The sequence below is a fragment of the Streptomyces sp. NPDC054813 genome, assembly GCF_053611365.1.
Map to the genome: position 1 here is coordinate 757,292 of NZ_JBSHAF010000001.1, position 20,317 is coordinate 777,608.

Sequence of the window (20,317 nt, forward strand, 5' to 3'; positions counted from 1 at the left end):
CCCGAGAGAGGGATGCATGCCCCAGGACACCCAGCTCATTCGCGTTCCGCTCGACGCCTCCGTGAATGGCGACGGCATCGAGGTATTGCTGGAGACGGACCCCTCCAGCTCCGGCATCGTTCGGGCGGCGCGCCCCGGTGACGTCGTGGCGACGGCCGCCCATACGCTGGACGAAAGCTTCGACCACGTCCGCGCCACGGCGGAGTCACTGGTGGGGCGGCTCACCAGGCTCCCGGTGCGGCCCAAGACGATCGAACTGGAGCTGGGCGTGAAGATCAGCGCGGAGGCGGGCGTCATCATCGCCAAGACATCGGGCGAGGGGAACTTCCGCCTCAGGCTGGTCTGGGAAAGGCCGGACGAGGCTGCGCCGGCCGACGGCCGGGATACGTCGTCGAACGGCTCGCGGCCGGAGCCCGAATGACGCTGCCCCTGCCGAAAACCTCATCCGGCCTGGTGGGAGCCCTGGTGGGGGGTGCGCGGGGTCGGGGGCTCGGGTGCTCGCAAGGGGGCGTCTCGTACGGCTGGTGACTGCCCCGGCATGATGGTCCGTCGTGCTGCTGCGACTGACCTACCTCACCGTGACGAACGCGTTCGCCCTGCTGCGCCTGCTGCCGATGAGCGACCGGGACAAGGACGCCGAGATCCTCGCCCTGCGTCACCAGATCACGGTCCTGCAGCGCCAACTCGGGAAGGAGAAGGTGCGGTTCACCCCGAGCGATCGGGCGTTCCTTGCGGCGTTGCTGAACCGGCTTCCGGTGGAGGTGCTGCGCCGGGTGCGACTGTTGGTGCGGCCGGACACGGTGCTGCGCCGGCACCGCGATCTGGTCGCACGCCGCCACGCTGCCGCCTCCCGGCCCAAGCGCCCGGGAAGACCGCGGACCGTGCACTCCATCCGCGCCCTGGTCCTCCGCTTCGCCCGGGAGAATCCCAGCTGGGGCTACCGCCGCATCCATGGCGAACTCCTCGTTCTCGGGATCCAGGTCGCGGCCTCCACTGTCTGGGAGATCCCGAAGGAGGCCGGGATCGACCCGGCGTCCGAGCGGGCCTCCAGCACCTGGGCGGACTTCCTGCACTCCCAGGCTGACGCCCTGCTGGCGTGCGACTTCCTGGAGACGATCACCCTTTCCGGGGCGCGGCTGCATGTGTTCGCGGTGATCGAGCACGCCAGCCGCCGGATTCGGATACTCGGTGCCACCGCGCACCCGCCCGCATCTTGGGTGACCCAGGCCGCGAAGAACCTTGTCATGGACCTCGAGGACGCCGGCTTCCGGGCGCGGTTTCTGATCCGGGACCGGGACGGGAAGTTCCCCGCCCTGTTCGACACCATCCTTAACGATGCGGGGATCGAGGTGGTGCTCAGCGGCGTGCGGATGCCGCGCATGAACTCGATCATGGAACGCTGGGTGCAGACCTGCCGACGCGAACTGCTGGACCGCACCTTGATCTGGAACCAGCGGCACCTTCTCCATGCACTACGGGAGTTCGAAGAGCACTACAACTCCCACCGGCCGCATCAGGGCATCGCCAACGCCCGCCCGCTCCACCCGTTGCCAATGCCGGTCACCGAACCGGAGCAGATCACCCACCTCGACATACGACGACGCGAACGACTCGGCGACATCCTCCACGAGTACCAACATGCCGCCTGACCTCGACGGATGAGGTTTTCGGCAGGCGCAGCGTCCCCGAGGACGACACCCTCGTCGTCACCAAGGTGGGCGCCACGCCCGACAACTCAGGCGGGCCGCACCCGATACGGCTCGCCCAGCGGCCCGAGGAACTACGCGCTGCCCCCGAGGAAAACCTTGTGAGTCGAGCTCCCATAGCTCCCCCTGGTCAACTGCGCTGCGGGCGCAGGTGCCCAGCCGGCCGGACTGTCGGCCTGACCCCGGTCAGCGTTTGATGCCTACGCCCGCCAACAGGCTGATCTCGGCGTCCGCGATCTCCGTACCGTCGGCGGGTCCGGCGGGCCGCCAGCGGTGGCAGCAGACGATGCCGGGTTCGATCAGGTCGAGCCCGTCGAAGAAACGGCGGACGTCGCTGTGCGAACGGAACTGCACCGGAGACCCGGAGTTGGTGTAGGCCTCCGCGACCTTGTTCCAGGTGACGGGATCGAAGTCGGGAGTGCAGTGGTTCATGGCAAGGGCGCTGCCCGTCGGGAGCGGGTCGAGCAGCCGGTGGACGATGGCGTACGGGTCGTGCGGGTCTGTGACGAAGTGCATGAGCGCGTTGAGGGAGAGGGCGATGGGCTGGTCGAAGTCCAGGATGTCGGAGTCCTCCACGGCGCTCATCAGCGCATCGGGGTCGGTGACGTCGGCTTCGATGTAGGCCGTGCGTCCCTGCGTCGTGCTGCGCATGAGGCGTTCGGCGTACTTGAGGACGAGGGGGTCGTTGTCGGCGTACACGACGCGGGCGTCGAGCGCGACGGACTGGGCGACCTGGTGCAGGTTGGGCTCGGTCGGGATGCCCGTGCCGATGTCGAGCCACTGGCGGATGCCGTGCTCCTGCGCCAGCACGCGGGTGGCCCGGTGCATGAACGCCCGGTTCTCGCGCGCGGTCACGGGGAGGCCGGGGTGGGCCTTGGCGGCGACCAGGGCGGCCTCCTTGTCGACCTCGAAGTGGTCCTTGCCGCCGAGGAAGTAGTCGTACATCCGGGCCGAGTGCGCCCTGCTCGTGTCGAGATTCCGGCTGGCCTGACTGGTGGTCATGTTCTCCCCTTCATGCGTGTGTCTGTCGGCCCGCAGGCCAGGAACGGGACCGGTGTCGTCGTCCCTTCTGCCCGCCGCCGGTTCACCCGGCGGCCAAGTGATCGGCCAGGCCCTCTTTGACCCCGCGGACGAACGCGGCGATCTCCTCCGGCGTGTAGATCCGCGCCGGTCCGGCCGGGTCGGTCGACTGCCGTACGGCCACGCGGCCGTCGGCGAGTTGTTTCGCCTCGACGCACTGACCACCGTTCGGCCCGCTCCAGGGCCGCTCCCAGCCCTGTTCCCCGAGACTGCGGGCCGGCATCCCGTTGTAGATGCCCTCGTCGGTGATCGTCATGAGTACTCCTTGCGCATGCGGTTCAAGAGCGCCCTGCTGTCCTCGGACGACGTCAGCAGCGCCATACGGGAATGCGCCTCGAGATGGGCGACGACGTCCGCGCGCTGGTCCAGGTAGACGGAGGCGGACAGGAGTTCGCTGTAGACGATGTCAGGCAGCTCGGGTTCCTCGAACCGGAAATACGTGAACGGAGCACACGCCCCGACGTGCGCACCCGCGGCGAAGGGCACGATGTCGAGGCTGACATGAGCGAGCTGGGACACGTCCAGGAGCCGCTCGATCTGCTCCCGCATCACCTCAGGGCTGCCCACCGCCCGGTGCAGGACAGCTTCCTCCATGACCACCCACAACGTGGGGGCGTCCTCCCGCTCCAGCAGGCTCTGGCGGCGCAGCCGCAGCTCCACGCGGCGCACGAGCTCCTCCTCGCTGCCGTTCGGCAACCCGCCGCGCAGCACGGCGCGCGCGTAGTCGGGAGTCTGCAGTAGGCCGGTGACGTACTGGGGTTCATAGGTGCGCAGGGTCTTGGCGCTGGTCTCCAGGCTGACGTAGGCAGTGAACCAGCTGGGGACGACGTCGCGGTAGGAGTGCCACCAGCCGGGCTCGTTGGCCTGCTCGGCCAGGTCGACGAACTCGTCGATCTCCTGGCGGTCCGCGCCGAAGGTCTCCAGGAGCTTCTCCACGTAGAGAGGCTTCAGCGCGACCTCGGCCTTTTCCAGCCGACGGATCGTCAGAGTCTTCACGCCCAGTGCTTTTGCCGCGTCCTCCAGCGAGATACCGGCACCGAGCCGCATGTCCTGCAGCCGGCGGCCGAGGATCATGCGCAGGACTGTCGGCGCGCTGGTGCCGGAACGGGCTTCACTCACGCCCAACCTCCCGAGGGATCATCAACAACACGATTCTTACAGTGACTTGATGAGGCCGCCAGGGTGATAACCGACTTCTGAAATTATCAGGGAGTCGGTTGCAGCGTGAGCACGATCACGCGCATAGTCGACATGTGAGCGGTCAGGTCACAGCTCTGACGCAGCATCCGGCCCGGACGGGACGCGTGCTGCTGATGCCGTCGTCGGCAACCCACCGCACAGCGCCTGCCTCTCACCGCTCGAGCTGCAGCCCGCACCCCCACAGCGCGCCCGCCCCCCGGACGGCACTGGAAGGCGACATCCGTGACTCTGCCAACGCCCTCAGCCCCGGCCTTGACCCCCGCCTTGGCCACGACCGTGCCTCGTCGGGAGTACTGGTTCGGCCTGCGCGCCCTGCGCACCAGCGCAAGATCCGCCCGCGACACCGTGCGCGACCGGCTCCGTGTGTGGAAGGTGCCTGGCGACACATGCTGAGACGCGGTGCTGCTGGTCTCCGAGCTGACCACGAACGCTGTACTCCACACCGACAGCGGTCATGTCCTGTGTGGCCTCACGCTGACCGCCGACGAGCGGCGCCTGCGTATCGAACTCCACGACGACGGCCGCACCCCGGTCCGCACGCACGAGCCCCGCGCGGGCCCCGGCGAGGAGAGCGGGCGAGGCCTGTTACTCGTCCAGCAACTCGCGGACCGCTGGGGCTCCGCACGCTCGACGCGAGCCGAAGGCAAGGTCGTCTGGGCAGAGTTGACGGCCTGCCCCTGACACCATGGGCACCGGCCGGCGCCGAATGTGGCGCCAACCCCGGCAGCGACAGCCCGGATGTGGCGTGGCCAGGCCAGGCCCGGCCTGCTGCGCAGCAGGCCAGTTCCCCCCGTCCAACGGCAGAGACCGCCGTCGGCACCGCACGGCCCCGCTACGTCCCCTTCACGCGGCGAGGAACTCCTCCTCCTCGATCGACCTGCAGAAGGCGCCCATGACCCCCCACAGCGAAACCGCTCCTCCCGTCGTGCTGTACGTATGCGCGGACCGAGCCCCGGGTGCGCGCGGGGCGGCCACGCAGTGCGCGCAGACAGAAGGCCACGCGTTCGCCCAGGAGCGCGGACTGACGATCGCCGAGGTCGTCACCGACACGTACGGTGAGCCCGACCCGGCCCGGCGCAGAGGGTGGCAGCGTGTGAGGGAGCTGGTACAGACAGGCCACGTCGCCGCGGTACTCGTCCGCTGGCCCAGCGCCATCGCCCCGGAGTCCGCGTACGAACTCCGGAACCGCGAGACCACCTGGCTCCACGACCACGGAGTGCGCATCCGGTACACCTGGGCGCCCTTGTCTTCGAGGAGCGATGAGGCGCGGTGATCCCTCTCGGCGATGTCGAGATCTTTGATTCACCTGGCCAGTGACAGCAGCAGCCGTCCACTGGCGGTTCTGACAACCCCAGGGCAGGGGGGTGATCCGACTCCACGCCTGGTGGAACGGCCACCCCTCGACCGCACCCGAACCACCCACCTCGCTCGCCTTGCTTTACACCTGGCAGCGTGACCCAGGAGAATGACCACCAGGGTCGCGCAGTCCCGCGCGGCTGGTCCATGGCCGGGAGAAAGAAGCACCTCCGCGCGCGACGGGATTTACCACGCCCCCGGCGCGCACCGAAGGCGCGCTGGATCGCTGGGCTGTGCTGTTACTGCGCCATCTCGTATGCCCCGGACAGTGCCTCGACCCACTCCCAGACCTGCGCCGACCGTGCTTCGTCGACGACAGGTCGCCGGACCGCGCCGAGTGCCCAGCGCTGTTGTTGCTCGGTGGCGGAGTCCTTGCCGTGCAGTTCGACGGCGTGTCCGGAGAAGTCGCGGACGAGCACGGAGAACAGCTCGTCGAGCACAGGCTCGTCCAGGTCCGTCAGGCGAGCCTGTTCCAGGATCAGCTGTCCGTGCACCACCAGCGCGAACAGCTGGCCCACGGAGAGCAGGAAGTCGAGGTCGCGGCTCTGCTCCTCATCGGGGGCGACGGTGGCCACGAACTCGCACAGGGCGTCGGCCTGCTCGCGGAAGCGGGCGACGTTCGGTACCTCGGCGTACGCGTCGTAGGCGGCGCGCCAGTCGTGGAAGCGTACGGATCCCAGGCCGCGGGCCGGTCCCTGCTGGAAGAGGAAGGTGTCGTCGGCCGCGTCGAGGCGGGTCGGCACGGCGGGGTAGCCGATCGGCGCGAGCAGGTGGTTGCGCATGAACTTGAGGATCAGCGCGAGGTTGACGTGAACTGTGCCCTCGAGCTTGGGCAGCCCCCGGATCTCGACGGCGGCCTGGGAGAAGTAATTGTCCTTCTCGAAGCCCTTGGCGGCGATGACGTCCCACATCAGGTCGATGACCTTCTCGCCCTCCGTGGTCACCTTCATCTTCGTCATCGGGTTGAAGAGCAGATAGCGGCGGTCCTCGGGACCGGCCGAACGGAAGTAGTCGACGGCACGGTCGCTGAACAGTTTCATGCCGACGAGGCGGACGTACGCCTCGCCCAGCTCTCGGCGCACGTGCGGGAAGGCGGTGACGGGGCGGCCGTAGAGGATGCGGTTGTGGGCATGAGTGACGGCCTCGTACATCGCGTGTTCGCAGATGCCGATCGAGGCGGTGCAGAGGTTGAACTTGCCGACGTTGACGGTGTTGAGGGCCGCGTCGAAGGCGGCGCGGCCGGTGTGAAGGACGTCGTCGGGGGCGATCGGGTAGTCCTCCAGGCGGAACTCGCTGACGTACTTGGAGGAGTCGACGACGTTCTTCACCAGGTGGTACGCCGGGTGGCGGCTGTCGGCCGCGAAGAAGACATACCCGTCCGGGCCCTCGATGTCGGTGCGGCGGCCGAATACGGAGACGAGGCCGGCGGCGTTGCCGTTGCCGATGTAGTACTTGGAGCCGCTGGCGCGGAAGCTGCCGTTGCCGTCAGGCTCCAGGAGCATGTCGGTGGAATAGATGTCGGCGCCGTGGGTCTTCTCGGACAGGCCGAAGGCGAAGACCTCTCCCTGGGAGAGGAGTTCGGCCGCGCGGCTGCGAGCGGTGGCGTTGTCGCTCTGCCAGACCGGGCCGAGACCGAGGATGGTCACCTGCCATGCGTACCAGTAGTCAAGACCGTAGAACCCCAGTATCTCGTTGAGGGCGGCGATCCGGGCGGTGTCCCAGCGCTGGCCCTCCTCTCCGCCGGCGGAGGCCGGGGTGAGGAAGGTGGCGAACAGGCGTTCCTTGGCGGCGAACGCGAGGAAGTCTCCCAGCCAGGCGCGGGTGCGGTAGTCCTCGATCAGGCGGCGCTTTCCGCGGTCCTCGAACCAGTCGACGGTGGCGCGCAGCAGCCTGCGCGTCTCGGGGTCGAAGTGCGCAGGGTCGTACGTGTGCGGGTTGAACAGCAAAGGGGTGGCCATGAGGGTTCGCCTTCCGAGGATAGGGAGTCGAAGGTTGTTGCCGGGTGCGCGGAGGGACGGGATGATGCGGCTCAGGCGTGCGGCGGTGTCACGCCCAGGCCGTGGAGCGTGGTGAGAACGTCGTCGAGCCAGGCGATCGTCATCCGCTCGTACGCGATGCCACCGCGCAGCACGACGTGCTGCAGTTCCTGACCGGCATCGAGCGGTGTGGGGGCGTCAGGCCCGGTGAAGTCGCGCAGTTCCCCGGCGAGATACTGCGTAAGCCGGCTGCTGTGCACCTGCTGGTGCCGCTCGACCTCGCGGATGAGCGTGGCCGGGTCGTCGAAGGCCGCGCCGCGGATTTTCACTGCGAGGTCGTGACGGAGGCTCTCTGGTTCGATCGGCTCGTGCAGCCACTGGGAGAGAGCCTCGCGTCCGGGGTCGGCGACGGAGTACTCCTTCTTGTCCGGCCGTCCCTGCTGCGGCACCTCGCGGACGGCGAGCATGCCGTCAATCTCCATGCGCTTGAGGACGCGGTAGATCTGCTGATGCGTGGCGGTCCAGAAGTAGCCGATGGACCGCTCGAACCGCCGGGCCAGCTCATAGCCGGAGCCTGGCTTTTCCAGCAGAGAGACGAGGATCGCGTGTTCGAGCGCCATACCTCCCAGCTTTCTATGCAACTCGTTGCATAGACAAGCCTCGCTGCCCGGCTGAGACACAGCTCACCCAGCAGCGAGGACAGGACACTCCGGCCACGGGTGGCATTGGGGAGGCGGCGGTCAGCGCGCCCCTGCCCGCCACCCGCGTGGACGGCCACCTCGCCAACATCGGACGCCTGGACCAGGCCGAATCCACCATCGACCTCGACACCCTGTCCTACCGCCACCTCCACGTACGCGGCGTCTCCTCAGGCTTCAGCCGCCCCGAAGTCCTCGGCCATGTCATCGCTGCCCTCCGCGACGAGGTGATGCCCGCCGTCGCGGACAACCGCATCCACCCCGCTATCGACAGCGTCCACGCATGCGACCAGGCCCACGAAGCCGCCGACCGTATGCGCAGCCACCAGGCTCACGGCGAGATCATCCTGACCGTGCCCTGACCCGCTCCGCGGCAAGCGGTCAGTCCTCGCTCAGGAGGGTGCCCCGGAGCTGCTCGATCAGGTCGCCGGGATCGGCCCGTGCCAGTTCCTCGAAGGCTCCGGAGTGCCGGCCCAGCAGGATCCCGGCCACGGCCGCCGCCACCAACTCGGCGCGCAGTCGCGGCCGGTCCACCCCTTCACGGGCGAAGCGCTCGTGGAGCGGCTCGACGAGTCGCGCGTGCAGCGCCGCCCGTGCGGCGTCCTGCGCCGCCGGGTCACTCAGCGGCTGCACCGCGACCTGGAGCAGCGGGACGGGGCCGCGCCGGTCGGCCCTGTCGAAGACCTCGCGCGGCCGCTGCTCGTCGAAGAGACCGGCCAGGGCCACGTCGCCCTGTTCGGCGTGCAACGCGGCGAGGTACAGCAAGGTCTTGCTGCCGAAGTAGCGTGCGATCAGTGCCGGGTCCACTCCGGCGCGCTCACCGATGTCGCGGATGGTGGTGCGGTCGAAACCCCGCGCGGCGAACAGATCCTCGCCGCCGTGAGCAGGAGTTCGCGGCTACGGGCCGCGTCGCCCCGGCGCCCCGGCGCCTCGCCGCTCACCGCTCCGCCCCGGTGCCCGGGACGAGACCCTCGTCGGCTGGGGCCGAGCCGCCGTCGGCCGAGAGTGCGAGATGCCCACTCCGGATCCTCGCCGAGGCACCGCGCGCGCCGACCGGATCAGGACGTACGCCACCACGGCGGTGGCGGCCTACACCGCGCAGCCTGTCAGCCCAGCGGTACGGTAACCGCTCTCGGGGGGGGAAGAACCTGCCCGGGCGTGGTGGCGGCCTGGAGGATCACGGCGCTGAGGGCGCTGCCGGCCGAGTAACCGAGGTACTTCACGACCTGATTGAAACTCATGGCGCTCCCTGTTTCGTGCGCGGGGACGCCTCCGACGACGAGCCCCGGCGTGACCGCGAAGTTGACGCCGACACCGAGTCCGGCCAGGGCCATCGTCACGAACACCTCCCACAGGCCGTCGTGGGCGAACACGAAGGTCAGCAGGGCCGTGAGGGAGAGCAGACAGCTCACGGCCAACAGGCGGACCGGCGGCTGGGTAATGTTCCCCACTACGTCCATCGGCTGTGCCGGACGCCCCGGAGACGAGGGGAGCACGACGGCCGCGGCGATGAGGGCCAAAGTGGTAGCGATCACGGCGAACCAGAACCCCGCGTGCATCCCGAGGCTCTCGGCATCGACCCCGCACCCGACCGAGCCTCCACCACCTGGGCCGCCTTCCTGCGCTCCCAGGCCGACGCGCTGCCGGCCATCGACTTCATCGAAACCGTCACCCTGACCGGGGCAGCACCAGTACATCCTCGCCGCCATCGAACACGCCACACGCCGCATCCGCATCCTTGGCACCACCGCCCATCCGACCGCGGCCTGGGTCACCCAGCCGCGAAGAACCTCGCCATGGACCTGGAGGACGCGAGCGCCAACACCGCGTATCTCATCCGCGACCGGGACGCGAGGTTCCCCGCCACGTTCGACCAGGTCCTCGCCGACTCCGGCATCACCGTCGTGCTCAGCGGCATACAGATACCGCGCATGAACTCGATCGTGGAACGGTGGGTGCAGACCTGCCGCCACGAACTCCTTGACCGCACACTTGTCTGGAACGAAAACCACCTGCGGCACGCCCTACGCGAATTCGAGGCACACCACAACGGGCACCGGCCCCACCAGGCCATGGAACAGGCCGCGCCGCTGCGCACGACCCCCGAACCGATCACCGATCCTTCCCGAATCGCCCACCTCGACATACGCCGGCACGACCGACTCGGCGGCACCCTCCATGAGTACCAACGTGCCGCTTGATCTGCATGGACGGGATTTTCGGCAGGCGCAGGGTTGAGCAGAGCGTGATCCGCCGACTCAGGATCGGAAGGGCACGGGGTGTTCCTCGGCGACGTGCAGATGCCGATCGGCGGCGACAAGGAGACGTTCGACGCGACGTCCGTGTCCGTTGAGCGGCTGCTCGCGCTGGCGGAGGCGGAGCGGTAGCGGCGCGACGATTGGGCCGCGCCGACCGCGGAGGGCCGGCCGATGCGAGCCAGCGCTTCACCGCTTCGAGATGTTCGGGCAGCAACCCGATGCGCAGGTCCGGCTGGACCTTCAGTTGCCACCCAGTTCTCGCGTGGCAGGACGCCGATCACCCCGCGGAACGCGCGGGTTCAGACCCTAAATTTCGTTCTACCGCCAGATCCGACCTCGACGCCTCGTGGTCACCGGCGCTGCGGGCGCGGGGAAGACCGTACTCGTCCTGGAATTGATACTGGCGCTGCCCGATGGGCGGGGCGAGGACGACCCGGTGCCAGTTCGCCTGTCACTGACCGAGTGGGACACCGAGGTGCCGTTGCAGGCTTGGCTTGTCCGGCACCTGGTGAACGTTTACGACTGGCCGGAGGACATGGCCGCCGGACTCGTCCGTCAGCACCGTGTGCTGCCGGTGTTGGACGGCCTGGATGAGATGGACCGCACCCAGCCCAGCGGGGCACCGTCCCCCGTCGCCCCGCGCGCTCGGACCGTCCTTGACACACTGAACGCCTACCAGGAGGGCCGCGCGGCCGGTCCAGTGGTGTTGACCTGCCGCACCGCTCATTACGAAGCCCTGAGTGGACCGACGCGTTTACTGGACGCGGCGCGCATTGACATCGACGCCGTCGCCGCGCCTGCTGCCAAGGCCTATCTTCTCCAGCGCGTTGTCGATCCCGTGCGCTGGCAGCCGGTGCTGGAGATCCTTGACCGCTACCCGTCCGGAGCGCTGGCCACGACGTTGTCTACTCCGTGGCGGCTGTGTCTGGCTGCCACCGTGTACGCACGCGACGGCGATCCTGCTGACTTGCTCAACCATGCCACCCCGCACGATCTCGACGAACACCTCCTCGCACGCTTCATCCCCGCCGCGATTGCCCTGCGCCCGCATCACCGCTACGACACCAGTGATGTGCACCATTGGCTGGCACACCTGGCTACCCAGCTCAACGTCCCAGCCCACGTCCCAAGGGCGTCACCGACGACAGACGTCGGGCCGGGAACCGACGTTGTTCCCCACCAACTCTGGCCACTGGCCGGCCGACGCCGCGTACGCGCCGTCGATGCCCTGCTCACCGCACTCGCGGTCCTGCTGCCGCTCCCCCTCGCATGGACCACCTTCGCACCGCTGCCGATAGCCGGAGTCAAGGCAGCGCTGGCTGTCCTTGCCGGCTGTCTCTCAGCACGGTCACAATTACCTACACCCAGGCGCATCGACTTGCGACGCCTGCGCACCCCGACCAACCGCCGTCGACCCCTCATCGCCCTCACAATCGGGATCGTGTGCGCCCTGGTCATGGGGTGTGTAGCTCAGTATCTGGTCATATCTGTCGGGTTCGAGTCCAAAATCAATGAGCGCGTATACGGGCTGTCGGCAGGGATTGCAGTCGGCATCGCGGTTACGTCTATTGGACTGGTCTACGGGCTCGCGGGCGAGCCGACGGCGGCCACGAAACCACGCGAGATCGTCCGTAGCGATTTCGTGTACGGGCTAATGGGCGGCCTGGCAGTCGGGCTCGCAGTCGGGTTGACGGGGGCAGCATTCGGATTCCCAGACGGACCTCTGGGTTCACTGGAATACGCGCTGGCACTAGGTCTCGCACCTGGGCTCGCGGCCGGGCTCGCATTCACTGGCGCTGGGGTGGGACGCCGACATCTGGTCTTCCTCCTGTGCTCGCGCGGGAAACTCCCACTGCGGCTGGGAACCTTCCTCGACTGGGCATGTGCCGCCGGATTGATGCGCCTGGCTGGCGCTGCCTACCAGTTCCGCCACCGCGAACTGCAGCAGTGGTTGAGCTCCCACCCCGTCCCCACCAGGCAGGCTGCTTCGCGGCTGTGATCACACCTGCTCTTGGTAGACCCTGATTTCCATGGGATGGAAGTTGCCGACGATCGTCCAGAATTCTTGGCGGCCAAGGCCGGCGGCCCAGCGGTCAAGGTCGTCGTCGGTGTCGGTGTCGTCTCTCCGGTCGTCAACGGCTCGTACCCGTACCGCCACACATCGGCGCTCAACGACGTCACGTCGGGCAGCAACGGCTCCTGCGGCGGCAGCTACCTGTGCACCGCACGGCCGGGATACGACGGGCCGACCGGACTCGGCACACCCAACGGCACCGGCGCCTTCTGACGGCGGCGCTGCCCGACCGACAAGGGCTGGGCCGCCTCGCACTGCAGCGACGCGAGCCCAGCCCTTGCTTCGTCTCGGTCCTCGAGGTGGACGAGCGTGACGTCGAAGCCCAATTCGCCGCTGCCGTCGAGCGCGACGGACGCCGCGACCGGCGGGTAGACGCCGGCGATCACAGTGCATTCGCCTGCGGCGAGGTCCGTGAAGCAGTACGCGCCGTTGCCGGCCGTGGTAATGGCCGCCACCACGTTGCCTGCAGGGCGTCGGACTGCTCCGCCGTCTTTCGGTCCCGCAGGATGCTGTGGAGTGCCAGCAGCACCGAGCCACTGCTGAGAATGGCGCTGAACCCCGCCGGTACGGTGCCTCAGTCGATTCCGTGAGCGATCTGCACTGCTGGTCCCCCTTCCCCTCGCCCGGGCGCGACCGGACGTCATCGCAGCCATCTGAGGCGTCCGGCTTTCACGACCACCAGGCGGCGGGCACGGCGCCGACCCCAGCGGCGTCGAAGCGGTGGACGCCCTCCTGTACTGGTTCCGCCGCCCACGCATACGCTGGGAGGTCCGCGACGACATTCACGAAGCGTTCCTCACCCTCGGCATGGCCGTCATCTGCTAGCGACGCCTGAAGACCCGTTTTCACAGGACTCCTCAACATGTTCACAGAACTCCTCAACCGCGGCTGAGGCAGAGCCTCCACCTGCCTGTACATTGCATCGAACAGGCAGGAATCGAATGCATATCCGTCATGGGTCGCCGGCCGACGTCGCGCTGTGCGCGGCCCGCGGAGCGCGACCGCATAGGGGTACGCACACCATGATCAGCCGCCTTCTCGGCCGACGGAAGGCCTCTCAACGGAGGGGAAACCCACTCACCGGACTCACCGTCCCGCCCGGCGCGGGTCTCCTCATCTGCCGGGTCCTCGACCCCGTGGGCGAGCCCCTGGGCCAAGCCGACTTCACGGTGAACGACAGCCACGGTCGCAAGGTAGTGAGCGGTGAGGCCGATCCCTACGGCCTAGTCGTGGCGATGGTTCCCTTCGGGGAATACCGACTGGCCGTCTCCGCCGAGGGTTTCGCCCCTTACCGGGACAACATTCCGGTCACCGATGACGGGGGGTTGGCCGGCCCCGGAGACATCACACTCCAGACAGCCCCACCGCTTCCGCTGCCCGACCCCGGCGAATGGGAGATCGAACAGGCCCACACCCGGATCGGGTTCGCCGCACGCCACATCGGCCTCGCCCAGGTCCACGGCCGCTTCAACAACTTCGCCGGCGCGATCCGGATCGGCAACACCATCGAGGACTCGGCGATGCATGTCGTCATCGACGCCGCTTCGATCGATACCAATGTGCAGATGCGCGACGACCATCTGCGGTCCGCGGACTTCCTCGACGTGGAGCACTACCCCACCATGGAGTTCTACAGCGACCGCTTCGTGCACCGCGGCGGAAACACCTGGGCGATCACCGGTGGGCTCACGCTGCACGGCGTCACCCGCACGGTGACCCTCGACGCCAACTACGGCGGTATCCGCGTCGGCATGGAGGGTGAGACCCGCGTGGCCGTCAACGCCACCACCGAGTTGCACCGTGAGGACTACACCATCAACTGGAAGACGATGCTGGCCCGTGGCATCGCAGTCGTTGGCTCCAACATCAAGGTCGAACTCGATATCCAGATCGTGCCCAAGGGCACGCAGCTGAAGTTCAAGTAACTGCAATGCGGCCCGTGAACGATGTGAGACACCTGCGCGCGTGCGCGGCTCGTTTAAGCCTTGTCCGCAGGTCGGCGACGGATCGCCAGAACGCCGGGCGACCCGTGTGCCGTTCGGAAACTCATCGCTGCTGCCTGGAGTGGGTCTGGCACGCCTCTGAAACTTGCTGGAAGCCTGTTCGAGTGCCCCTCTCACTGGTGTATCAGGTGGCTCGGAAGCTACTCGCGGTCCCGACGGTGCTGCCACGCCGGGACGCAGTCAAGGATGCGGAGCTGCTCGTGTTGCACCACGAGAACACGGTGCTGCGGAGGCAGCTGTCGAGCCCGGTGCAGTACGAGCCGGCGGATCGCCTGTGGTTCGCGGCGCTGTCCTCCCTGATTCCCCGGCGCCGGTGGGCGCAAGTCTTCCCGGTGACGCCCGCGACGCTGCTGGCATGGCACCGCAGACTGGTCGCGCGAAAATGGGACTACAGCAAGCACCGAAGGCGGCCCGGGAGACCGTCGACCGCGAGTGCGCTGAAGGCTCTGGTGCTGCGGCTCGCCAGGGAGAATCCGCGGTGGGGCTGCCGTCGGATCCAAGGGAAACTTGTCCGACTCGGATACCCGGTCGAATCGACGACGGTCTGGGAGATCCTCACCGCGGCGGGCATCGATCCAGCCCCACGCCGTAGAGGGCCGACATGGCGCGAGTTCCTGACCGCGCAAGCCGAGGGCGTCATCGCCTGCGACTTCGTCCACATCGACCTGGTCGACCTACGCCGCGTGTACGCGCTGGTGTTCCTCGAGCACGGCACACGCCGACTGCACATCGCGAGAGTGACCGCTCATCCCACCGGGCCCTGGACGGTGCAGCAGGCGAGAAACCTCGCCATCGAGTTGGGTGTTCGGATCGACTCGCTGCGTTTCTTGCTCCGCGACCAGGACGCAAAGTACACCGAGTCCTTCGATGCGGTCTTCGCGGCCGAGGGCATCGGGGTCCTGCGCAACGCTCCGCGGGCTCCTCGGATGAATGCTCACTGCGAACGAGTCATCGGCACCCTGCGCCGCGGGGCCCTCGACCACCTGTTGATCTGGAACGAGTTCCATGCCCGGCAGGTCCTCGAGGCCTATGCCCGGCATTACAACGGTCACCGCCCGCGCCAGGCTCGGGGACAGCTCCCGCCCCTCGCCCAGGAACAGCCGGTGTCTGTGAACAATTTGACCGCCCACCGACTCCTGCGCACCCGAGTACTCGGCGGCGTGATCAACGAGTACAGATACGCAGCCTGACCGGCGGCGACGAGTTTCCGAACGGCACACGGGACGCAGGTGTCGACCCCCGCGTCTGAGGGCTGGGAGCCGATCGAGGAGCACGGGCGCAAGCACCCCGGCCGGAAGGCATCCAAGGGGTGGGACGAGGACGCGGCCGCGGAGAACGACCGGCTGCGGGAGGCGCTCCGCGAGGCGGCGGCCACGGTGTCGTGCCACGAGTACTGGAAGCAGTTCAAGGGCCCCGAAGCCATCGCTGCCCGCCAGGCCCTCAAGCACGCTGCCCTCGTCCCCGAGGGCGCCCCCGACTCCGCCGACGGCGCCGCGGCTGCCTAACGGACGCTCCCGGGCCAGCCCCGGCCCCCCGCTGCGCCTCGCCGGCGTCGGGGAGTCGGGGCTGGCCCGGGAGCGGGGGCACCTCCGCGGCCGCTGTACCGGACGCCCACGCCGACAAGGTGCGCACCATCTCCAACACGTCCTGTCGCCGGTCCGTGGGCAGGAAAGGCCACGCCAACCACGCGGGGGTGGACAACGCCACGATCAGCAGCAGGGGGAGCGTGCGAGCGGCGCCGAGGAGCCATTTGGATACGCCGAGGGGCAGCATGCAGGATCGCCTTCGAGTCGAGAGCCGAAGCCGTCCGGTGCGTGCTGAGGCGGGCATATGCCGAGGAATTCACGGACTGTGTACTTGATCCATTGCGGAGCGAGCACATGCCAGACGTTGCAATAAGGTCACGACCGGAGGCTTTTTTGTGTGGCCCCCGGAGTTGATCTCGCGGGTGCCACGGGCCGCCTCGAAAGCTCGCCATGCGCACGACATCCGGAGCGGCTTTTTTTAGAGGCTCAGACTCGGACGGTCGTACAGAGCGGCAGTCACGTCATCAGGCTACTGCCAGACCGTGAGCGGGCGGCCACCTGTCCGGCTCGCCGTACGGGGCGCCAGGGCGCGCGAGGGGGCTTACTGGGGGCGCTCGCGCCCGGAGAGGTCTGGGGCTCGCGCGGCGGCCTCGGCAATGCTCGCTCACGCTGCGCTCTGGTGCCCGTCATGGGCTCCACGAGGCTGCGCCTGGATCAACTCTGGCCAGCCTGAAATCGATCTGAGCTGCGCTCAGTCGCTGGAACGCTCTGAAGCTGACCCTGGCGGCTGACACCGGCCGGCCGTTGACCGTGGACCCCTGCTTGTGGACGGTCCGCTGCGGGACACTCTCGCCCTGGCCGAACGGCCCCGCGGGCGCCCCACATCTGGGCCGGCCGCCAACAGAACAACCGAAGGTGTCACGGAGGCAGCAATCAGGCGGGAACCGTCAGCGTTTCCTATCGCGTTTCTAATTGCATATCTGGTCACGTTTCTGGTCACGGCCACAGGCCGTGGGTAACAGTAATGCGCGAATAGGCTTGGTCGCCCGAAAGGCGATCCACCAAAACCGCGACCTGTCCGCCACCGATTACGTCTATGTGTGGGCCGACGGCGTCCACCCCAAGGTCCGCCTCGGCCAGGCCCACTCCTGCGTCCTGGTCCTGATGGGCGTCCGCCTCGATGGCACCAAGGAACTGATCGCGCTCGCGGAGGGTCTGCGGGAGTCCACCGAATCATGGGCCGACTTGCTGCGCGACTGCCGGCGGCGGGGAATGAAGGACCCGGCCCTGATGGTCGGGGACGGGGCGATGGGCCTGTGGCGGGCTCTGGCGGAGGTGTTTCCGCAGGCCCGGCATCAAAGGTGCTGGGTTCACAAAACCAGGAATGTGATCAACTCCCTGCCGAAGTCCGTGCACACCGGGGCCCGCAGAGCCTTGCAGGAGATCTACAACGCCGAGGATCGGGCCCATGCAGAGCAGGCGGCCCGCGCGTTCGCGAAGGGCTACGGAATAAAATGACCCAAAGCCGTCGCGAAGATCACCGACGACCTGGACGAGCTGCTGGCGTTCTACGGCTTCCCTGCCGAGCACTGGGTCCTTTTGCGAACCACGAACCCGATTGAGTCGACGTTCTCCACCGTCAAGCTCCGGACCAAGGTCACCCGCGGCGCCGGAAGCCCGGCTGCAGCCCTTGCGATGGTGTTCAAGCTCGTCGAGTCCGCCCAGGCCCGGTGGCGGGCGATCACCGGATCCCACCTGGTGCCCTTGGTCCGCGCGGGCGCAAGGTTCGAGAATGGCATCCTCGTCGAACGTACTGAAACGCGGGCTGCGTGAGGCCGTGGGGCTGGGGAGGCAGAAGAACCGTGGCGATCTGTTTCGAGCTCGTGGTGAACTTCGGCGATGACGTCGAGGCAGCACAGACTGCCGCCCGCATCGACCCCAAGCCGCGGGTGCTTCGCGCGGGCGCCCACCGCATCCCTCTCCACCGGCCGATGCTGGCGAAGGTGGGCTCATACATCGAGCTCTCGATCCTGCCCGTGGCCGTCAGCTGGGGTTGTGGCCTGGACGGCAGCCTCCCCAGATTCGAGCTCACCGCAGCAGAGCTGAGCGAACTGGGAAACCAACTCTACGAACTGCTCGCGCAGTTCCATGGATATGTCGCCGCGAAGGTCGGCTGGGATCCGGAATCACTCGTGGACCCTGCTGAGCTCGGGTGCGAGTGGTCAGATGAACTGAACGATGGCAGCATCCACGGGCTCGTGCTCTGCGAAGAGCTGCATGCGGAACTTGACCTGAGCTCCGACTACGAAGTGTTCCAGCCTGGATACCGATGGATAGCGTATCGCGGGGAGGACCTGACGGGCGACTAACAAAACAAGCCCGACCCAGGCCGGCTCATCCACACATCAGGTCATACCCGCCATCGACACCCGTCCGGAGCCGCGGCCCCTGACCCGCACGACCGGGGTCTGGCCGATTCTGCCCCAGGTCCTGGCGCGCGGCGGAGTCATCGACTGCCCGGCTTCGTCCTCAAAGGCGGTCCAGGCGCCGCGTTCCGCCGCGGTGCTCTTACCCGCGGCCAGGTCTCCTTCTTCCAGATCTCGACCGCATCGTCGTCGCGCTCGTTGGCGCGACGGGCGGGCTGTTGCCATGACCAGCGGTGGCGCTTGAGCAGCTGCCACGCGCCCTCGACCGTGTAGGAGACGTGGGAACAGCCGGCCGATGAGTGTCTTGATTCGTGCCAGCGCCCACCTCTGGTCTGCCCAGCCGTGGGCGAGCGGACCGCGCTCCAGCTCCTGCTCCAGCCTGACGACCTGGGTCTCGCTGAGTTTCGACCGGCCCGGCGAGCCCTTCGAGAGTAGCCCCGCCTCGCCTTGTTCGCGCCAGGCCCGGCGCCATCGCTCCACCGACCGCACGCTTACTCGCAGTGCTGCAGCGACCTCTGCGCTCTTCTGTCCGGTCTCGAAGCGTTCCACGGCCTGAAGCCGCAGTCGCTCCCGCTTGCCCCTCTCGGCGTCGGTCAGCCCGCCGCCCTGCGCGTATCTCACGCCCCAGGAGTACTGGGTGCTGGCAGGCGCTATTCCCTTAATGGCGCGAGCGTCAGCCGCCCAACGTCAGTTCTCCTGGGCCAGCCCCCACAGGTGCACGGTAGTCCCGTCTTTCGAGATCGTGTGCCACCTGCCGCCCCCAGCTGCGCGCGCAGGTCCCCAGACGGGGACGGGGTAGGAGATCTCGCCAAGCAGGTCCATTCCCTGTACGTCGACCAGCCAGTGACGGACCGATCCATGCCGGGCATCGCTTTCGGAGGTTCCAGCAACGACGGTGTCCTCATCAACGAAGGCCGCTTCGAAGTCCCAGTAGACCCTGTCGTTGCCGCTGTTCTGCGGGTGCGTCGGCACGGCATCCGTGGCGTCCAGTTTCCGCGCGACCTTCGAGCCGTGCTCCGACTGGTGAAGAGAGAGGGACCACTGCCCGACGGGAACAGTCAGGAGCCGCCGACCAGACGGGCTCACCGCGAGGAGGATCCGCTCGATACCAATTGGCTCGGCGGTCAACTGCTGCCCGTCCCATCGTCCCCACAGCACGGGCGACCCTTCTTCGCCCTCACCGAGGCTAAGCCCCATCTGCGAAGGGTCTGGGTGAGACATGTGCTCGGAACTGGAGGCCACGGTCCCGGTGTTCACACGGCCCACGGCCCTTCCGGCTACGGCGTCCAGAACCACCCACTGTTCCTGGTCGTCCTCTGTGTTCCCGTCGCTGGCCAGCGGCCCGCGGACGTGTGCCCAGACGAGCTCGCCGTCTGTGCTGACGGCGGCCGAGCCGCTGTCCGTATACAAGTGGTCCTTGTCGTCCGCGTACTCGTGGAACGACGCGTGCAGCCGAGGACAGCCGCCCCAGCAGCCATGGCGCACTTCCCACCGCATCGCACCGGTCGTCCCCACCGACCGTACTGCGTGGACGCCAGCGAACACCGCTGCATCCCGCTCCGGTGACACAGTCACCGTCCCAAAGCGGCGGGGCCAGGGCGCTGGGAAGCGGATCTCAGCGCCGCGACCGGCATCAGGCTGATCAACATCGACAGCCACTACCTCAGTGTCACCACGCTGCACCAGGAGCGTGCGGTTCGGCCAGCACAGCACCTGCGGAGCCTCTGCCGCCCCTGGGTCCAGCGGAGCAGCAATGGTGGCGATGAGACGAGCGGCGATGGTCACGGTTTCTTCCAGCCACAGACAACGGAAAACGCGAGGGCCTGACAGCCCAACCCTATGGGACGCCAACGCCGCGAGCGGACCCCGAGCCGCGTCACTGAGGTCGCCTCCGGGAGGCCGACATCACGCTTTCAATCTCCTTACGTTGTTGGTGGGTTGATTCCGGTCACTCGTACGATCGGGAGGCCCGGGGGCCCTGGGTATGGCTGTCAAGTTCATGCCGTAGGAGTGG

General features: G+C 67.8%; 18 protein-coding genes and 6 pseudogenes. 14 read left to right on the forward strand and 10 right to left on the reverse strand.

All coding sequences use genetic code 11. The features are described from left to right. Positions 1 to 16 precede the first annotated feature (16 nt). From ACWGJB_RS03210 to ACWGJB_RS03220, 3 genes and pseudogenes are all read left to right on the forward strand, one after another. A complete protein-coding gene (locus tag ACWGJB_RS03210; RefSeq protein ID WP_453378542.1) occupies positions 17 to 421 on the forward strand; it encodes a CU044_2847 family protein in 405 nt (134 codons plus the stop codon). 130 nt (positions 422 to 551) lie between these two features. Continuing rightward, complete coding sequence (locus ACWGJB_RS03215) at positions 552 to 1,649, forward strand: integrase core domain-containing protein (protein ID WP_453378543.1); 1,098 nt, start codon at positions 552 to 554, stop codon at positions 1,647 to 1,649. A gap of 35 nt (positions 1,650 to 1,684) precedes the next feature. Next, a pseudogene (locus ACWGJB_RS03220) lies at positions 1,685 to 1,813 on the forward strand (aldo/keto reductase); the annotation flags it as partial. 79 nt (positions 1,814 to 1,892) lie between these two features. On the opposite strand, the gene ACWGJB_RS03225 reads toward ACWGJB_RS03220, so the two are convergent. The 3 genes from ACWGJB_RS03225 to ACWGJB_RS03235 all read right to left on the reverse strand — a co-directional run bounded on the left by ACWGJB_RS03225 (position 1,893) and on the right by ACWGJB_RS03235 (position 3,905). Continuing rightward, a complete protein-coding gene (locus ACWGJB_RS03225) occupies positions 1,893 to 2,708 on the reverse strand; it encodes an SAM-dependent methyltransferase (RefSeq protein ID WP_453378544.1) in 816 nt (271 codons plus the stop codon). A gap of 82 nt (positions 2,709 to 2,790) precedes the next feature. Continuing rightward, positions 2,791 to 3,042, reverse strand: a complete 252-nt coding sequence (locus ACWGJB_RS03230) for a DUF397 domain-containing protein (RefSeq protein ID WP_453378545.1) — start codon at positions 3,040 to 3,042, stop codon at positions 2,791 to 2,793. Further along, positions 3,039 to 3,905 (reverse strand): helix-turn-helix domain-containing protein, encoded by an 867-nt coding sequence (locus tag ACWGJB_RS03235; protein WP_453378546.1) that lies wholly within the window; start codon positions 3,903 to 3,905, stop codon positions 3,039 to 3,041. Before ACWGJB_RS03235 ends, ACWGJB_RS03230 begins: the two co-directional genes overlap by 4 nt. Positions 3,906 to 4,385: 480 nt before the next feature. On the opposite strand from ACWGJB_RS03235, the gene ACWGJB_RS03240 reads away from it, so the two are divergent. Together ACWGJB_RS03240 and ACWGJB_RS03245 are read left to right on the forward strand one after the other, a co-directional pair. Next, on the forward strand, positions 4,386 to 4,667 hold the full coding sequence (locus tag ACWGJB_RS03240) for an ATP-binding protein (RefSeq protein WP_453378547.1): 282 nt from the start codon (positions 4,386 to 4,388) through the stop codon (positions 4,665 to 4,667). 211 nt (positions 4,668 to 4,878) lie between these two features. Further along, positions 4,879 to 5,259 (forward strand): hypothetical protein, encoded by a 381-nt coding sequence (locus ACWGJB_RS03245; protein ID WP_453378548.1) that lies wholly within the window; start codon positions 4,879 to 4,881, stop codon positions 5,257 to 5,259. A 322-nt stretch (positions 5,260 to 5,581) separates the two neighbouring features. Here the strand turns inward: ACWGJB_RS03245 and ACWGJB_RS03250 are convergent, their stop codons facing one another. Next, a complete protein-coding gene (locus ACWGJB_RS03250) occupies positions 5,582 to 7,300 on the reverse strand; it encodes an acyl-CoA dehydrogenase family protein (protein WP_453378549.1) in 1,719 nt (572 codons plus the stop codon). A gap of 71 nt (positions 7,301 to 7,371) precedes the next feature. Further along, complete coding sequence (locus tag ACWGJB_RS03255) at positions 7,372 to 7,938, reverse strand: PadR family transcriptional regulator (protein WP_453378550.1); 567 nt, start codon at positions 7,936 to 7,938, stop codon at positions 7,372 to 7,374. Between the two features lie 146 nt (positions 7,939 to 8,084). Here ACWGJB_RS03255 and ACWGJB_RS03260 point away from each other — a divergent pair, with 146 nt between their 5' ends. Continuing rightward, positions 8,085 to 8,378 carry a hypothetical protein gene (locus ACWGJB_RS03260; protein ID WP_453378551.1) on the forward strand — a complete coding sequence of 98 codons (294 nt, stop codon included), beginning with the start codon at positions 8,085 to 8,087 and terminating at the stop codon, positions 8,376 to 8,378. Positions 8,379 to 8,397: 19 nt separating this feature from the next. Here ACWGJB_RS03260 and ACWGJB_RS03265 read toward each other — a convergent pair whose 3' ends face one another. The 3 genes and pseudogenes from ACWGJB_RS03265 to ACWGJB_RS03275 all read right to left on the reverse strand — a co-directional run bounded on the left by ACWGJB_RS03265 (position 8,398) and on the right by ACWGJB_RS03275 (position 9,467). After that, positions 8,398 to 8,823 (reverse strand): TetR/AcrR family transcriptional regulator, encoded by a 426-nt coding sequence (locus ACWGJB_RS03265; protein WP_453378552.1) that lies wholly within the window; start codon positions 8,821 to 8,823, stop codon positions 8,398 to 8,400. Positions 8,824 to 8,826: 3 nt separating this feature from the next. Then, positions 8,827 to 8,883 (reverse strand): annotated as a pseudogene (locus tag ACWGJB_RS03270) (TetR/AcrR family transcriptional regulator); the annotation flags it as partial. 239 nt (positions 8,884 to 9,122) lie between these two features. Then, on the reverse strand, positions 9,123 to 9,467 hold the full coding sequence (locus tag ACWGJB_RS03275) for a hypothetical protein (RefSeq protein WP_453378553.1): 345 nt from the start codon (positions 9,465 to 9,467) through the stop codon (positions 9,123 to 9,125). A 120-nt stretch (positions 9,468 to 9,587) separates the two neighbouring features. Here ACWGJB_RS03275 and ACWGJB_RS03280 point away from each other — a divergent pair. The 8 genes and pseudogenes from ACWGJB_RS03280 to ACWGJB_RS03315 form a co-directional block, all read left to right on the forward strand. After that, a pseudogene (locus ACWGJB_RS03280) lies at positions 9,588 to 10,217 on the forward strand (integrase core domain-containing protein); the annotation flags it as partial. Between the two features lie 403 nt (positions 10,218 to 10,620). Next, positions 10,621 to 12,273, forward strand: coding sequence for an NACHT domain-containing protein (locus ACWGJB_RS03285; RefSeq protein ID WP_453378554.1), 1,653 nt, complete (start codon positions 10,621 to 10,623; stop codon positions 12,271 to 12,273). Between the two features lie 141 nt (positions 12,274 to 12,414). Further along, a pseudogene (locus ACWGJB_RS03290) lies at positions 12,415 to 12,561 on the forward strand (peptidase S8); the annotation flags it as partial. A gap of 809 nt (positions 12,562 to 13,370) precedes the next feature. Then, positions 13,371 to 14,273, forward strand: coding sequence for a YceI family protein (locus tag ACWGJB_RS03295; protein WP_453378555.1), 903 nt, complete (start codon positions 13,371 to 13,373; stop codon positions 14,271 to 14,273). Positions 14,274 to 14,455: 182 nt separating this feature from the next. Beyond that, on the forward strand, positions 14,456 to 15,541 hold the full coding sequence (locus tag ACWGJB_RS03300; protein ID WP_453378556.1) for an integrase core domain-containing protein: 1,086 nt from the start codon (positions 14,456 to 14,458) through the stop codon (positions 15,539 to 15,541). Positions 15,542 to 15,580: 39 nt separating this feature from the next. Beyond that, on the forward strand, positions 15,581 to 15,856 hold the full coding sequence (locus ACWGJB_RS03305; protein WP_453378557.1) for a hypothetical protein: 276 nt from the start codon (positions 15,581 to 15,583) through the stop codon (positions 15,854 to 15,856). Between the two features lie 1,086 nt (positions 15,857 to 16,942). Next, positions 16,943 to 17,710: pseudogene (locus tag ACWGJB_RS03310) on the forward strand (IS256 family transposase); the annotation flags it as partial. Positions 17,711 to 17,739: 29 nt separating this feature from the next. Further along, entirely contained in the window at positions 17,740 to 18,246 is a 507-nt protein-coding gene (locus tag ACWGJB_RS03315) for a hypothetical protein (protein WP_453378558.1), read from the forward strand. 42 nt (positions 18,247 to 18,288) lie between these two features. Here the strand turns inward: ACWGJB_RS03315 and ACWGJB_RS03320 are convergent. Both ACWGJB_RS03320 and ACWGJB_RS03325 read right to left on the reverse strand, forming a co-directional pair. Then, positions 18,289 to 18,924 (reverse strand): annotated as a pseudogene (locus ACWGJB_RS03320) (winged helix-turn-helix domain-containing protein); the annotation flags it as partial. Between the two features lie 66 nt (positions 18,925 to 18,990). Next, complete coding sequence (locus ACWGJB_RS03325) at positions 18,991 to 20,088, reverse strand: hypothetical protein (protein ID WP_453378559.1); 1,098 nt, start codon at positions 20,086 to 20,088, stop codon at positions 18,991 to 18,993. Positions 20,089 to 20,317 lie beyond the last annotated feature (229 nt).